This window comes from Saccharothrix hoggarensis, assembly GCF_042678885.1.
GTDB classification, from domain to species: Bacteria; Actinomycetota; Actinomycetes; order Mycobacteriales; family Pseudonocardiaceae; genus Actinosynnema; species Actinosynnema hoggarensis.
The window spans coordinates 1-13,610 of the sequence record NZ_JBHTLK010000197.1; the positions used below are offsets into that span (position 1 = coordinate 1).

14 protein-coding genes are annotated in these 13,610 nt (G+C 72.9%); 10 read left to right on the top strand and 4 right to left on the bottom strand.

What is annotated here, in order from left to right; genetic code table 11:
• Window positions 1-479: 479 nt before the first annotated feature.
• Entirely contained in the window at window positions 480-1,337 is an 858-nt protein-coding gene (locus ACFQ3T_RS27810; protein ID WP_380727505.1) for an alpha/beta fold hydrolase, read from the bottom strand.
• 131 nt (window positions 1,338-1,468) lie between these two features.
• Between ACFQ3T_RS27810 and ACFQ3T_RS27815 the strand changes: the two genes are divergently transcribed.
• The 4 genes from ACFQ3T_RS27815 to ACFQ3T_RS27830 all read left to right on the top strand — a co-directional run bounded on the left by ACFQ3T_RS27815 (window position 1,469) and on the right by ACFQ3T_RS27830 (window position 3,615).
• Window positions 1,469-2,035 carry a CGNR zinc finger domain-containing protein gene (locus tag ACFQ3T_RS27815; protein ID WP_380727507.1) on the top strand — a complete coding sequence of 189 codons (567 nt, stop codon included), beginning with the start codon at window positions 1,469-1,471 and terminating at the stop codon, window positions 2,033-2,035.
• Window positions 2,036-2,147: 112 nt separating this feature from the next.
• Window positions 2,148-2,435 carry a hypothetical protein gene (locus ACFQ3T_RS27820; protein ID WP_380727509.1) on the top strand — a complete coding sequence of 96 codons (288 nt, stop codon included), beginning with the start codon at window positions 2,148-2,150 and terminating at the stop codon, window positions 2,433-2,435.
• 79 nt (window positions 2,436-2,514) lie between these two features.
• Window positions 2,515-3,081, top strand: a complete 567-nt coding sequence (locus ACFQ3T_RS27825; RefSeq protein ID WP_380727511.1) for a YdeI/OmpD-associated family protein — start codon at window positions 2,515-2,517, stop codon at window positions 3,079-3,081.
• 114 nt (window positions 3,082-3,195) lie between these two features.
• Window positions 3,196-3,615: an RbsD/FucU family protein gene (locus ACFQ3T_RS27830; RefSeq protein WP_380727513.1), complete on the top strand. Its 420-nt coding sequence runs from the start codon at window positions 3,196-3,198 to the stop codon at window positions 3,613-3,615.
• Window positions 3,616-3,713: 98 nt separating this feature from the next.
• Here the strand turns inward: ACFQ3T_RS27830 and ACFQ3T_RS27835 are convergent, their stop codons facing one another.
• Window positions 3,714-3,881, bottom strand: coding sequence for a hypothetical protein (locus tag ACFQ3T_RS27835; protein WP_380727515.1), 168 nt, complete (start codon window positions 3,879-3,881; stop codon window positions 3,714-3,716).
• Window positions 3,882-4,089: 208 nt separating this feature from the next.
• Between ACFQ3T_RS27835 and ACFQ3T_RS27840 the strand changes: the two genes are divergently transcribed.
• From ACFQ3T_RS27840 to ACFQ3T_RS27860, 5 genes are all read left to right on the top strand, one after another.
• Window positions 4,090-4,551 (top strand): Hsp20 family protein, encoded by a 462-nt coding sequence (locus tag ACFQ3T_RS27840; protein ID WP_380727517.1) that lies wholly within the window; start codon window positions 4,090-4,092, stop codon window positions 4,549-4,551.
• Between the two features lie 684 nt (window positions 4,552-5,235).
• On the top strand, window positions 5,236-6,864 hold the full coding sequence (mptB, locus tag ACFQ3T_RS27845; RefSeq protein WP_380727519.1) for a polyprenol phosphomannose-dependent alpha 1,6 mannosyltransferase MptB: 1,629 nt from the start codon (window positions 5,236-5,238) through the stop codon (window positions 6,862-6,864).
• Window positions 6,857-8,101, top strand: coding sequence for a mannosyltransferase (locus tag ACFQ3T_RS27850; RefSeq protein ID WP_380727521.1), 1,245 nt, complete (start codon window positions 6,857-6,859; stop codon window positions 8,099-8,101). Before mptB ends, ACFQ3T_RS27850 begins: the two co-directional genes overlap by 8 nt.
• Window positions 8,102-8,117: 16 nt before the next feature.
• A complete protein-coding gene (locus ACFQ3T_RS27855) occupies window positions 8,118-9,341 on the top strand; it encodes a glycosyltransferase 87 family protein (protein ID WP_380727523.1) in 1,224 nt (407 codons plus the stop codon).
• 80 nt (window positions 9,342-9,421) lie between these two features.
• A complete protein-coding gene (locus tag ACFQ3T_RS27860) occupies window positions 9,422-9,874 on the top strand; it encodes a VOC family protein (RefSeq protein WP_380727524.1) in 453 nt (150 codons plus the stop codon).
• A 200-nt stretch (window positions 9,875-10,074) separates the two neighbouring features.
• On the opposite strand, the gene ACFQ3T_RS27865 is transcribed toward ACFQ3T_RS27860, so the two are convergent.
• Window positions 10,075-10,683 (bottom strand): class I SAM-dependent methyltransferase, encoded by a 609-nt coding sequence (locus ACFQ3T_RS27865; RefSeq protein WP_380727526.1) that lies wholly within the window; start codon window positions 10,681-10,683, stop codon window positions 10,075-10,077.
• Between the two features lie 192 nt (window positions 10,684-10,875).
• A complete protein-coding gene (locus ACFQ3T_RS27870) occupies window positions 10,876-13,035 on the bottom strand; it encodes an esterase-like activity of phytase family protein (RefSeq protein ID WP_380727528.1) in 2,160 nt (719 codons plus the stop codon).
• 167 nt (window positions 13,036-13,202) lie between these two features.
• Here ACFQ3T_RS27870 and ACFQ3T_RS27875 point away from each other — a divergent pair, with 167 nt between their 5' ends.
• Complete coding sequence (locus ACFQ3T_RS27875) at window positions 13,203-13,556, top strand: (2Fe-2S) ferredoxin domain-containing protein (protein WP_380727530.1); 354 nt, start codon at window positions 13,203-13,205, stop codon at window positions 13,554-13,556.
• Window positions 13,557-13,610: the final 54 nt, after the last annotated feature.

Consider the following 13,610-nt stretch of genomic DNA (forward strand, 5'->3'; position numbering starts at 1 on the left):
GGACGGCCGCCACCCCCGGCCGCCGCGTGGTGCGGTGACCGGGGGTGGCGTGCGGCCGCCGCCGGAGGCCTCGACCGTTCCGATAGGACAAGTCCGGCGCCCACGGGTTCCGGCCGTGGCCGGTGGTCCGCGACGCTCGACCTCTCGGGGCTGGCGTGGTGGTAACCGGCGCGAGGTGTCCCGAGTGGACGGGGAGGATGTCGGCCGGTCGATTGCGGGGAGCCGGCGGTACCGTGACGCGTACGGCGGGCAAGTGTGAGGCGTGGACCCGAGCGACGTGAACCTGCGCGGACTCATGCTTCGCCTCCTTGCGAGCAGAACCGTGACGCGGCTCCGGTCGTTCGGGCCGGCTGACCGGGGCGCTTCGCGAACGGTAGCGCAGCGCGTGAAGGTGAGCAAGGCGGCCATTTGTTATCGCTAACAGCCTAAGAGAACCCGCTTTTCCGTCTCACTTCGTTAGCGCTCACACCATTTCGGTCTCAGCCGAGGACGCGCCCGAGGAAGCCCCGGATGTAGCCCGTGACGGTGTCGAGGCTGTCCTCCAGCGCGAAGTGGCCGGTGTCCAAGAGGTGGATCTCGGCGTCGGGCAGGTCCCGCCGGTACGCCAGCGCGCCGTCCGGGCCGAAGATCTCGTCGTGCCGCCCCCACACCGCGAGCAGCGGCACCTGCGAGTCGCGGAAGTACTGCTGGAACGCGGGGTAGGCGTCGAGGTTGGTGCGGTAGTCGCGGAACAGCGCCAACTGGACCTCGGCGTTGCCGGGCCGGTCGAGCAGGGCCTGGTCGTGGGACCAGGTGTCGGGGCTGATCCGGCTCGGGTCCTTGACGCCGTGCGTGTACTGCCACCGCGTGGCGTCGAGCGTCAGCAGCGCCCGCACCGCGGGTTCCGTGTCGGGGCCGGGGTTCGTGGCGTAGGCGAACAGCGGCTCCCAGAACGGGGTGAAGCCCTCGGTGTAGGCGTTGCCGGACTGCGTGATGATCGCGGTGACCCGTTCCGGCTGCCGTGACGCGATCTTGAGCCCGATGGGCGCGCCGTAGTCCTGGATGTACAGCGCGTGCTCGCGGACGCCGAGGTGGTCCAGCAGTCCGAGTGTGATGTCGGTGAGCGCGTCGAAGGTGTAGTCGAACCCGTCCACGGACGGCGCCGAGCTGCAGCCGAACCCGACGTGGTCCGGGGCGATCACGCGGTAGCGGTCGGCGAGGCGGGGGATCAGCTCGCGGAACATGTGCGAGCTCGTGGGGAAACCGTGCAGCAGCACGAGGACGGGGGCGTCGGCGTGGCCCGCCTCCCGGTAGAACACGCGCTGCCCGTTGACGTCGGCGTATCGGTACGAGGTCATCCGCTGCTCCTGGTTCGATTCTGCCTAACCGTTTTAACTGTTCTGAACGGTTAGATGACGACGCCCAGGTAAGCAGGCCCGTGTTAACCTGTCAAGCGACTCTGAACGGTTAGGCGGGGGAGGTGCGGGCCGTGCTCGGTGCCGACGACGCCGTCACCGCCGCCTTGGCGGCCCGCGGTTGGCCCGCGCGCCCGCTCGCGGACCAACCCCTCGGCGTCGACCTGCTCAACACCCGGTGGGTGGCGGGCGGCGTCGCCTACGACCTGCTGGACCACGACGACCTCACCGAGGCGTGGCTGGCGGACCGCGAGCTCCCGACCGGCCGACCCGTGCCGCGCCGACAGCTGCGCGAGGCGCGGGACGCGGTGGCCGCCGTGATCGCGGACCCGGCCGACCACGCCGCCCTCAACGCCCTGCTGGACCGCGGTCGGGTGCGGCTCGCGGTGGACGAGCACGGGCAGGTCGAGCACGAGGACGTGGCGGACCCGGCGTGGCGTGCCGCGTGGGCGTGCCTGCGTGACTACCTCCGCCTGCGCGAGGCGACCCCGGACCGCCTCCGCAAGTGCGCGAACCCCGACTGCGTCCTTCACTTCCAGGACGTGTCCCGCACCAGCAGGCGGCAGTGGTGCTCCATGACCGCGTGCGGCAACCGCTTCAAGGCCCGCCGCCACCACGACCGCGTCCGCGGCCAGGCGTGACCGCGCCCGAACCCGAGCTGCGCCCGAACCCGACCGGGCTCCGGACGTGAGCCGCGCTCGGAGTCGGACCGGCTGGCGCGTCGATCCGCCGCCGGCGGGGTATGCGGGTGCCATGACGCATGACGAACCGCTCGACCTCGGCACGACCGAGCTGTCGGAGGACGAGGAGGCGCGGGTCCGGCGCGAGCACGACCTCGACCGGCCGCGGGCCTTCGACCAGCGCAACGACGTCGACCGCCGCGCGCGGACGCGGGCCAACCTCCTGCCGGAGGAGCTGGGCTCGGGCAGCGCCGACCCGGAGGCACAGGCGCGCGAGGTGCTGCGCGACTCGGACGTGCGCACCGAGATCCCGGAGTCCGCGCCCGACACGATGGCGGAACGGCGCGAATCCGGCCCCTGAAAGTCCGGCGAAGTGCTCAGCCGGTGAGCACTTTGCCGCGCACGATGGCGTGAGGAAGCCATCGACCGGGGAGCACACCATGAGCGCGCTTGACGGTGCGGAGATCATCGCCTTCGCCGACGCCGCCGCGTGGGAGGCGTGGCTGGCCGACCACCACGACGTGGCCGCCGGCGTGTGGGTGAAGATCGCCAAGAAGGGGTCGGGCCGCGCGTCGGTCACCATCGCGGAAGCGCTGGAGGTCGCCCTCTGCTACGGCTGGATCGACAGCCGGCGCAAGGGCTGCGACGACGACCACTACCTCCAGCGGTACTCGCCGCGCCGGCCGACCGGGTCCTGGTCGCGGGTCAACGTGGAGAAGGTCGAAGCGCTGATCGCGGCGGGGCGGATGCGGGAACCGGGCTTCGCCGCGGTCCGGGCCGCCCAGGCCGACGGCCGGTGGGACGCGGCCTACCAGTCGCAGCGCACCGCCACCGTGCCGCCGGACCTCGCCGCGGCCCTGGCGGCCGACGACGGCGCCCGCGCCGCGTTCGACCGCCTCGACCGGACGCGGCGGTACGCCCTGCTCCTGCGGCTGATGAAGGCGCGGACGCCCGCCGCGCGCACCGTCCAGTTGGAACGGGTGGTGGCGTCGCTGTCGACCCCGTGACCGACCCGGAGCTGTTACCGCTCACAATCTCACTCGGCGAACTTCTTGTTGGAGGCAGCAGAAAACGGCTGTTAGCGTTAACACGCTCCGTACCACATCGAGAGGTCGTCCGAAGTGTTGCGCTACCCCTTGCTGCACCCGCCGCTGCTCAGCGCGCTCGCCACGGCAGGCCACGGATCGAAGGTCCTGCTCGCGGACTCGAACTACGCGCACCGGACCAACGTCCACCACCGGGCCACGCTGATCCACCTCAACCTCCGGCCGGGCCTCGTCTCCATCGACGACGTCCTGGAGCCGGTGCTGTCGGCGATCCCGGTGGAGGCCGTGCACACGATGCGGCCGGACGACCTCAGCACCCCCGCCGCGTGGGCCGACTACGAACGGCTCCTCGGCCCGGACCTGCCGTTGCAGCCGCTGGCGCGGCACGACTTCTACGCCACGTGCCGTGAGTCGGACCTGGCGGTGTGCGTGGCCACCGGCGACGGGCGGCACTACGCGAACCTGCTGCTGACCGTGGGCGCCGTCGCGCCCTGACCCACGACGACCGGCGGGACCGGCTCCGAGCGCCCGGAGCCGGTCCCGCCGTCCGTTTCCCGCCGTCGGTTCCCGTCGTCCGCTTCCGCCGTGACCGGTCAGAGGGGCCGGTCGAACGGGGGTGCGGTCTGTTCGTCGTCGGTGGGCGATTCCGGGTCGCGCCACTCCTCGGCCCGACTCGGCCGGTTGCCGCGCAGCGTGCCTTCGAGCTCGTGCTTGAGTTCGTCGTCCCGGAGCGGGCCGTGCTTGTCGCTCTCCCGGTGCATGACCGGCGCCTCCTCCGCGCTCGTCGAGGGCTCGTGAGCCTTGCCCCGGTGGAATACCCCGGTGCGTTCGGGTGAACCGCCGCTGCGCCGTTCACCGACCCGGCACCCCGCCGACCACGCAGCGCATTCACCCGTTCGTCGGAGCGTGCACAGGCCCTGGTGTGGGTATTTCCCAGGGTGACGTCCGGATAAACGGAAAGGGGACGTCGTGGTGGAGCGGCTGACGGTGTTGCGGCGCAACCCCTGCGCCGCGGCGGAATCGTGCTCGGCGACGGACCCCGTCGGCGAGATGGACCTGTGGTGGGACCGGATCGGCCGCACGCTGGGCCGCGACTGGGACGTGACCACCGCGGACGAGTGTCCCCTCACGGTGGAGGTCGCGGTCACGGAGCACGCGTACTTCTTCGCCACGCTGATCACCGACGTGCGGCGGGACGACGTCCGGGTCGAGGTCCGCGACCAGGACGTGCGGCCGGACGGGACGCCGGCGAAGCGGGACCGCGTCGGCATCACGGTGCGGCCCACCGGCTCGCCGCAGCGCTTCCACTACTGCGCGACCGTGCCCACCGGGGTGGACGTGGACGGCATCGACGCGTGGTTGCTCGACGGCCTGGTCGTCGTCCGGGTGCCGATCGGCCACGTCGGGGAGGCACCCGCGCCGGGTTCGTGAGAAGGCTTCGTGAAACGAGGTCACGTTTTACCGCGCGCCGATCCGGGTAACGCACGAGGCGGGGACCGCAGACGAACCGGGAGGGGGCATGGCCGCGACGCGCGGGCCGCGGGCGAGCCCGGCGGCGTCAGTCCGGTGAGTGGTCGCACTTCCGGATGAAATGTCCACTTCGGGCCTGAATCCACTCTCCCGAGCGCATTCGCGACACGAGTGCGTCGTGTGTGCGGCAGCGACCTGCGGAGGCGACGAAGAGTCCGATAGAGACGAAACTCACCGTAACTCCGCACTTCAGTCTTACGAGTGCGTTAAGTGCGTTGTCTCTGCTTGCGAACTCAACAGAGAGTGATGATGGGACGAGGGGAGGGGCGTGCGCCGCGATGGTTGCTTCCCAGTGGGAATCGTCACATAGCACGGTAACGAGACGGCCAAATAGGCGGTTCCCGACCAACGGTGGTAGCTGATCGTGCCAACATTGCTGATCGTGGCCTCTCTCGTCCTTGAACCCCGCGATGCCGGTGATGTCGTCGACGGCAGGCGCGGTAGACGCGGACGAGGACCGAACACAAGACCGATGAGGTGGGTCTGGCTGTGACCGCTGAGGTGAGCGGAAGTAGCGAACGGACGGACGTCCTGACTCGCAACGCAGGCGCTTGGGCGGCAGTCGTGCGGCAGGTTCCCGCACGGGTGCTGCGACTCGGTGCACTCGGTGCGTTGCTGATCACGGTCGGCGGCATGGGCGCGGGCGCGGTGCTCCGGCGCGACCCGCTGCTGAGCGGCACCTTCCTGAACGCGGTGCGGTACGGCCACGGCCGTGACCTCGCGACCGCCGTCGTCTTCGCCGGGGTGGCGCTCCTCGTCTACTCCTGGGTCAAGCTCGGCCGCATGGTGCGCGCCGGCGAGGTCGGCGGGCGCGGCGTGGTGCTAGCCGCCGCCGCCTGGACCGCGCCCCTGATCATCGCCCCGCCGCTGTACAGCCGGGACGTCTACAGCTACCTCGCGCAGGGCGCCGTCCTGCTGCGCGGGTTCGACCCGTACACGACCGGCGCGTCGGCGCTGACCCTGCCGCTCGGCGGCAACGTGGCGTCCCTCTGGCAGGACACGCCGTCGCCCTACGGGCCCCTGTTCCTGCTGCTCGCCAGCTCCGTCGTGGCGGTGACCGGCGACAACGTCATCATGGGCGCCGTCCTCATGCGGCTCGCCGTGCTCGGCGGGCTGGTGCTGCTCGCCTGGGCGACGCCCGGCCTGGCCCGGCACCTCGGCGGCCGCACGTCGGTCGCGCTGTGGCTGACGGTGGCCAACCCGTTCGTCATCGCGGTCGGCATCGGCGGCGCGCACAACGACATCCTGATGGTCGGCCTGATGGCGGTCGGCGTGCTCATGGTCCTCGACCGCAAGCACGTGCTCGGCATCGCCGTGATCGCCCTGGCCGCCGCGGTGAAGGCCACGGCGGTCCTGGTCGTCCCGTTCCTGGTGTGGGTGTGGGTGGCCCGGATGTCCGGCCCCGCCCGCCAGCGGTTCTTCAAGGCGTGCGCCGTGGGCGGCGTCGCGTTCGTCGGGGTCTTCGCGCTGTCCACGCTCGCCGCCGGGGTCGACCTGGGCTGGATCAACGTGCTCCAGAGCCAGACCCCGCTGCTGACGTGGATGTCGCTGCCCTGCGCCGCGGCCGAACTGCTCTACCACTCGGTCGGGCGTCACGTCCCGGGCGCCACGTACGAGGGCTTCCTCGGCTTCTTCCGGACGGCGGGGGTGTACGTCCTCGGCGTCGTGCTGGTCCGGCAGTGGTGGCTGGCCCGCGCGGGCGGCGTGGACGCCGTGCGGCGCGCCGCGATCGCCCTGCTGGCCGCCTCCGTGCTCGCGCCGTCGGTGCTGCCGTGGTACTTCACCTGGGCGTTGGCGCTCGCCGCCGCGTTCGCCTGGAAGGACCGCTGGCTCGCCGTCGCGGCGGGCGTCTCGGTCTGGATGGTCCTCGTCACGCTCCCCGACGGCACGATCGTCGCCCGGTGGCACTACGGTTCCATGAGCCCGGTCGTGTGGTGGCCCTACCTGGCCGTCACGGTGCTGGTCGGCGTGTGGGTGGGCCGGTCGCTGCTGGAACGCGAGCCCGTGTGGTCGCTGCTCGCGGACCTGCGGGCGCGGTTCACCGAGTCGGTCCGCCAGGCCAGGGCCGCCGAGCAGGGCCGGTTCGACCACGAGGCGTGGGCCGTGATCGACGCCGAGGGCCGGGCCGAGGCCAAGGACGCGGCGAAGGACGAGCACGACGTGGCGGGTGAGCCGGACGTGGCGGGGAAGCAGCGCGGGAGCACGGGTGGTTGAGCGGTTCGAGCAGCGGGTGCTGAGGTTCGCGCCGCTGGTGCTGTGCCTGTCGCTGGGCTGGTACGCCTGGCGACTGGGCGCTCCGACCGGCTGGGGCATGATCGACCTCAAGGTCTACTGGAGCCTCGCGCCCAACCTGCTGACGGACCAGCTCTACACGATCGACATGCCGTTCACGGCGGACTTCCCGCTGCCGTTCACGTACCCGCCGTTCGCGGCCGTGCTGTTCCTCCCGCTGTCGTGGCTGCCCTGGGTGGTCGCGCGGGTGGCGTGGCAGGTGCTGTCCCTGGTCTGCCTCTGGTGGCTGGTCCGGACGGCGTTGTCGCTGGTCGCGGCCAGGTCGGGCCAGCGGTTCGACGGCACCTGGTCGCGCCGCGCGATGGTGTGGACGGCGCTGGCGCTGTGGTGCGAGCCGGTGCGCAAGACGCTGGACTTCGGGCAGATCAACCTGGTGCTGATCGCCGGCACGTTCGCCGCGATGGTCGCTGCCCGGCAGCTGGTGGCGGGCTTCGGCGTCGGCGTCGCCGCGGGCCTGAAGCTCACCCCCGCGATCTCGGTGCTGTACTTCCTGGTCACCCGGCGGTTCCGCGCGGCGCTCTGGACGGGCGTCGGCTTCGCGTTCACCGTCGCGGTCGGCTTCGTCGCCTCCGCCGCCGATTCGTGGCGCTACTGGTTCGAGCTGCTCGGCGCGGCCGACCGGGTCGGCCCGGTCGGGTCCGCGATCAACCAGTCGTTGCGGGGCGCGCTGTCGCGGACCCTCGGCCACGACGTCGAGATGACGTGGCCGTGGTTGCTCGCGGTCGCCGTGTCCGCCGTGCTCACCGGGTTCGCCCTGCGCGCCACCGTGCGTGCCGGGGACACGCTGGCCACCGTGGTCGCCGTGCAGCTGTTCGGGCTGCTGCTCTCGCCGATCTCGTGGAGCCACCACTGGGTGTGGGTGATCCCGCTGGTCCTGTGGGCCGTCCACGGCGCGCGCCGGTCGTGGCCCGTGCTCGCCGTCGCCGCCGCGTGGGTCGTCGTGACCGGCGCGGACCTCATCACGTTCCTGATCGACCAGCAGCCGACCATCTGGGAGATCCCCCGGCCGTGGCCGCTGGCCGCGCTCGGCTGGTGCTACCCGCTGCTCGGCCTGCTGACCCTCGCGGTGATGCCGACGGCGGTGCGCGCCGCTCCCGGCGAGCCGGTCGGCGGAACGCCGCTCACCACGACGTCGAAGGCCGAGCCCAGTGTCACCTGAACCGTCCCCGCCTGCCGTGCGCGTGCTCGTGAACGTGGAGCGGTGGCTGCTGGTCGCGGCGCCGGTGCTGCTGGTGGCGTCCATCCTCGGCCGCACGTGGACCATCGTCACCGGGTTCGGCAACGAGACGATCGACCTGTACGTGTACTGGGCGCTCGCGCCGCACGTGCTCAGCGGCGACCTCTACGACGTCACGTCGCCGAACTCGCCGCCGGACTTCCCGCTGCCGTTCACCTACCCGCCGTTCGGCGCGCTGGTGTTCCTGCCGATGACGTGGCTGCCGTGGGTCGCCGCGCAGTGGGTGCTGCGGCTGCTGTCCGGGCTGTGCCTGTACTGGATGGTGCGCGTCGCGCTGCGCCTCGTGGCCGGCGACGGCTGGACCGAGGCCGCCGCGGTGTGGCGGCGTCGCGCGCTGCTGTGGACCGCCGTGCTGCTGTGGATGCAGCCCGTGGTGCACACGTTCGACTTCGGGCAGGTGAACCTGCTGCTGGCGGCGGTCGTGCTGGGCGCCATGACGGCCCGCGACCAGCGGTGGGCGGGCGCCGGGATCGGGCTGGCGGCGGGCGTGAAGCTCGTGCCGGCCATCTCCGGGCTGTACTACCTGGTCACGGGCCGGATCGCGGCGGCCGTGTGGTCGGTCGTGGCGTTCGCCGTGAGCGTCGGCCTCGGCTTCCTGGTGGACCCGGCGCAGGCCAAGCACTACTGGTTCGGGTTGCTGGGCGACGCGAGCCGGGTCGGCCCCGTCGCCACCGCGCACAACCAGTCGTTGCGGGGCGCGTTGTCGCGGACCCTCGGCTACGACGTCGAGATGACGTGGCCGTGGGTGGTCGCGGTGGTCGTGTCCGCGGTGCTCGCCGGGTTCGCGCTGCGGGCCGCGGTGCGGGCGGGCGACGTGCTGATGGGCGTGCTGGTGGTGCAGCTCCTCGGGCTGCTGCTCTCGCCGATCTCGTGGGACCACCACTGGGTGTGGATCGCGCCGCTGCTGATCTGGCTGGTGCACACGAAGATCACGCCGTGGGTGCGCGGCGCGCTGCTGGTGCTGTGGTGCCCGATCATGTTCTGGGACGTGATCGCGTTCCAGCTCGACCGGCAGCCGACGATCTGGACCATCCCGAGGCCCGGCTACCTGTCCGCCATCGGCTGGGCGTACCCGGCGCTGGCCCTGCTCACGCTGGCCGCAGTCCCGTTCGTGGCGAAGGCGGTCCGGCGGGAGCCGGCGACCGCGTCACTGGCCGGTTAGGTCGTCGCCCAGGTCGTTGTGGCTTGCGGCCGGAGTGGACGTCGGGCGCGAATGTCGGACCCCTGGGCTATACAACCGACATGGCATTGAGTTGGAAGCTGGTCATCGACAGCACGAACGCGCCCGTCCTCGCGGACTTCTGGGCCGCGGCACTGGAGTACGAGGTGGAGGACCCCAGCCCGCTCATCGAGCAGCTGCTCGCCGCGGGGCACCTCGGGGAGGAGGCGGTCGTGGACCACAACGGCCGCAAGACGTTCCGCGGGTACGCCGCGATCCGCCACCCCGAGGACCCGTTCGACGAGGTGAGCGGTATCGGGCGCGGGCGGCGGGTGCTGTTCCAGGACGTGCCGGAGCCCAAGTCCGGCAAGAACCGCCTGCACATCGACGTCCACAGCGGACCCGAGGGGCGGGATGCGCTGGTGGCGCGGCTGGAGGGCTTGGGCGCGACCCGCGTCCGCGAGGTCGACCAGGGGCCGGCCGGGCACTGGTGGGTCATGCGCGACCCCGAGGGCAACGAGTTCTGCGCGGTGTAGCCAGGTCTGGCTCGGCGTGGCCCACGCCGCCGCGCTCGGGCCGGGCCGGTGTCGGCTCGCTGCCGCGCGCTGCGTTGGGCTGGTCTCGGGCCGGTGCCGCGCTCGGGTCGGGCCGGTGTCGGGCCGGTGTCGCGTGCTGAGTCGGGCCGGTGTCAGGCGCGGTGGCGCGGGGTCGGGGCGCGGCCGTTACTTGACGGCGGCTACTTGACGGCGGCGAGGCGTTCGACGGTGCCGAGCTTCAGGCGTTCCCGGCGGCGGACGGTGAAACCCGCCTGCTCCACCAGGGGGAGGGGGCGGCGGGTCTGATGGTCGCCGATCATCCGCAGCGTCAGCCGTTCCAGCAGGCGTTGCCCGAAGAGGATCACCCGGTGGTGGCTGCCGACGTGGTCGAGCAGGAGGAGTCGGCCGCCGGGCCGGAGCACGCGGTGCATCTCGTGGATCGCGGCACGGTCGTCGGGCACGCCGCACAGCCCGAGCGTGCAGACCACCGTGTCGAAGTGGGCGTCGGGGAACGGCAGGGACTGGGCGTCGCCCTCGACCAGCGTGACGTCACGGCCGAGGTGGTCGGCGCGGGCGCGGGCCTGGGCGAGCATGCCGGGGCTGAGGTCCAGCCCGGTCAGGCGCACGTCGGAGGGGTAGTGGGGGAGGTTCAGGCCGGTGCCGATGGCCACCTCCAGCACGTCGCCCGCGGCCTGCGTGCACACCCACTCGCGGCCGCCGCCGAACTGGACCTTCTCGAACACGCCGATGTCGCGGTCGTACCGGTGCGCGTACTCGTCCCACTTCCCGCGCAGTTCGGCCTGGTCCACCGGTGCCTCCCGTTCGAGGTCGCCCGCGCGCCCCGGTCGGGGTGACCGGCGGTGGCGCCAGGCCACCGCGGGGACGAGCGGCGACAGCATGGCACGCGGAGCGATCTTCGCAAGTCGAGCGCCGACACCGCGCGGGGGGTGACCACGCGACCGCGGTCGCGTGGTCACCCGCCCCCCCCCCCCGCCGCGTGACTAGCGGATCCAGCCGAGGCGCAGGAACACGGACTCGCCGGGCGCGTCGTCCAGCCCGTCGTTGTCGACCACGCCGACCAGGCGGCGCAGCCGGCCGTCGCCGACGACCGCCAGGCCCTCCGGCTTGTCGTGCGCCGCGCCGCCGCCCGCCGTCAGGGCGGGGAGCAGGTCGCGTGCCTCGACCTTGGCCACCAGCGGCTTGGGCAGGCCGGCGGCGACGGGGGCGAGCCCGGAGATGTCGACCCGGTAGACCTTCTTGGTGGTGGCCGCGTCGCCGCGCTGGTTGTCGCGCTCCAGCACGAGCAACGTGCGGTCGTCCAGCGCGGTCACCTCGGACAGGCCGACCCAGCCGCCCGCCGGCGCGGCGTCGAGCGGGTAGGCCGCGAACGCCCACTCGCCCGTCGCGGGGGTGAAGCGGGCCAGGGTCGCCTGTCCCGGCCGGTCGGCCTTCCACTCCCGCTGCACGGCCAGCCACACCTGCTCACCGGCCCCGCGGCCGGTGGTGGTGACGCCCTCGAAGCCGTTACCGGTCGCGGTCGCGGCCACGGCGGCGGGCAGGGGCACCTCGCGGACGACCTCGCCCGACCCGGCCACCTCGACCAGGAGGTTCGGCCGCTGCTTGCCGTCGCCCTCGGCGGCCAGCCAGTACCCGCCGTCACGGCGCGCGGCGACGCCCTCGCCGTCGTAGCCCACCGGCTGCCCGCCCTTGGTCACGACCAGCTCGGCGTGGACGCGGGCGGGCGCGGACCGGGTGTCGATCGTCAGCACGCGCGTCGGGTGGTACGCCGAGTCGGTCACGGCGACGACGTCGCGGTCGTTGCCGGGAACGCCCGACAGCCCGGACAGCGCGCCGAAGCCGATGCCGTCGGACACGATCGACGGCGCGCCCTCGTTGCGGGCCAGGGCGACGGGCAGCGGCGTGCGGGTGAGGCGGTAGGACGAGAGGGACGACCGGACGCCGTCCTCGGCGGAGTCCTCCTCGGCGGACACGACGAGCGTGCCGGTCGCCGGGATCGGCAGCAGGCCCTCCGGCGCGACCCCGGTCGGCAGCAGCTGGCGGAGGCGGGGCCGGCGCGGGTCGTTCACGTCGTACACCGCGACCAGGTTGGCGCGTTCGAGGCCGACGAACGCGTACCGGTCACGCCCGAAGGTGGCCACGGCCAGGCCCTCCGGCTCGACGCCCTTGTTGTCCGAGCGGCCGTCGGGGTACTGGCCCTGGCGGACGGCGGCCTGCTGGAGCTCGGCGCCCGACGAGAACACGACCTGGCCGGACGCCGCGTCGAACACCGTCCACGTGCGCGACCCGCCCCGGTAGTCGCCCTCGTCGGCGGTGCCCAGCGTGCGGTCGTCCAGCCACGCCACCGCGTCCGGCTCGCGCGCCGCGGTGATCGTCGCGGTCGGGGCGATCCGGCCGTCGTCGGCGACGTCCACGCCCGCGACGGTCGCCGAACCGGCGGAGAAGTGGTTCACCACGGTCCCGGACGGCAGGTCCACGACCACGACGTGGTTGTTCTCCTGCAACGTCACGGCCGCCCGGCCGCGGCCGTTGACGCTGACGTACTCCGGCTCGGGGTCGTCCGGCGCGACCTCGGCGAGCCCGGTGAGCGCGACCCGGCGCACGGTCCACGCGGTCGGGGCGCCGGTCAGGTCGACGACGGCCAGGAAACCCGCCGGCGCCTGGGGGAGCGCGCCGTCGGCGACGTCCTCGTCGCGCTCGTTCTCGACGGCCACGGCGGCGTGGCGTCCGTCGGGGGAGACGTCGATCGAGTCCGGCTGCCCGCCGAGGTCGTGCGCGGCGACGACGGCCCGGGTGTCGAGGTCGACCACCACGAGCACGCCGGACGGCGAGGTGAACGACGCGGAGGTGTTCACGGCGACCAGCGCGAGCCGCCCGTGGACGTCCACCGACGTCGGCTCGCCCGGCATGGCGAGCACGCCCTCGGGCTGCAGGCGACCGTCCCGGCCGACCGAGGCGAACCCGATCCGCCCGGCCGGCGAGTCGGTGTAGACGACGGTCCGGCCGTCCGGCGTCGCCGCCGCGATCTCGGCGGCGGTGTGCTCGGCGGCCGAGCTGTTGCGGAACACGGGCAGGGTGTCGACCCGTTGGAACCGGTCGGGCGGGGTGGCCGCCGCGGTGGCCGGCAGGAGCGACAAGGTCACCCCGCACACCGCGAGAGCTGCGAGAAGACGGACTGGACGGGTCATGGGGACTCCAACCTCGACGACGGCGCGCGCTTTGTAGCCCACCGAGGCGTCGCCGGGGTGAACGGCGGGTGGCGGGTGACCGAGTAGGTTCTCCGCGGTAACCGCGCGCGCAGGGAGTCCGGGTGTCCGATTCGAGCAAGGTGACCGTCTGTCGGGGCTGCTGCTGCGGCACCGCCGAGAAGCACCCGGACGTCGACCACGTGCGGCAGCTGCGCCGGTTCCGGGAAGGCGCGGGGCCGCGGGCCGTCACCGTGGCGAACTGCCTCAGCTCGTGCGAGTCGTCCAACGTCGTGGTGGTGCGGCCGGCGCGGGGCGTCGGGGCGCGGCCGGTGTGGTTGGGCGGGGTGTTCACCGACGAGGCGGTGGACCACATCCTCGGCTGGGTCGCGGCGGGCGGTCCGGGGCGGGCCGAGATGCCGGCGGGCCTCGCGGACCACCTGATCGAGCGCCCGGCCGACGACAGCGCGGCTAGCTGACCCGGTCGGTCACGGCGCGCCGACGGCCGGGCCGACTCCGCCGCACCGGTCGGC

What these genes read in the sequence shown, in the direction of transcription:
- ACFQ3T_RS27820 (WP_380727509.1), top strand. Translation starts at nt 2,148, where the DNA reads ATGACGCATGACGAACCGCTCGACCTCGGCACGACCGAGCTGTCGGAG.
- ACFQ3T_RS27835 (WP_380727515.1), bottom strand. Translation starts at nt 3,881, where the DNA reads ATGCACCGGGAGAGCGACAAGCACGGCCCGCTCCGGGACGACGAACTC.
- ACFQ3T_RS27825 (WP_380727511.1), top strand. Translation starts at nt 2,515, where the DNA reads ATGAGCGCGCTTGACGGTGCGGAGATCATCGCCTTCGCCGACGCCGCC.
- ACFQ3T_RS27860 (WP_380727524.1), top strand. Translation starts at nt 9,422, where the DNA reads ATGGCATTGAGTTGGAAGCTGGTCATCGACAGCACGAACGCGCCCGTC.
- ACFQ3T_RS27810 (WP_380727505.1), bottom strand. Translation starts at nt 1,337, where the DNA reads ATGACCTCGTACCGATACGCCGACGTCAACGGGCAGCGCGTGTTCTAC.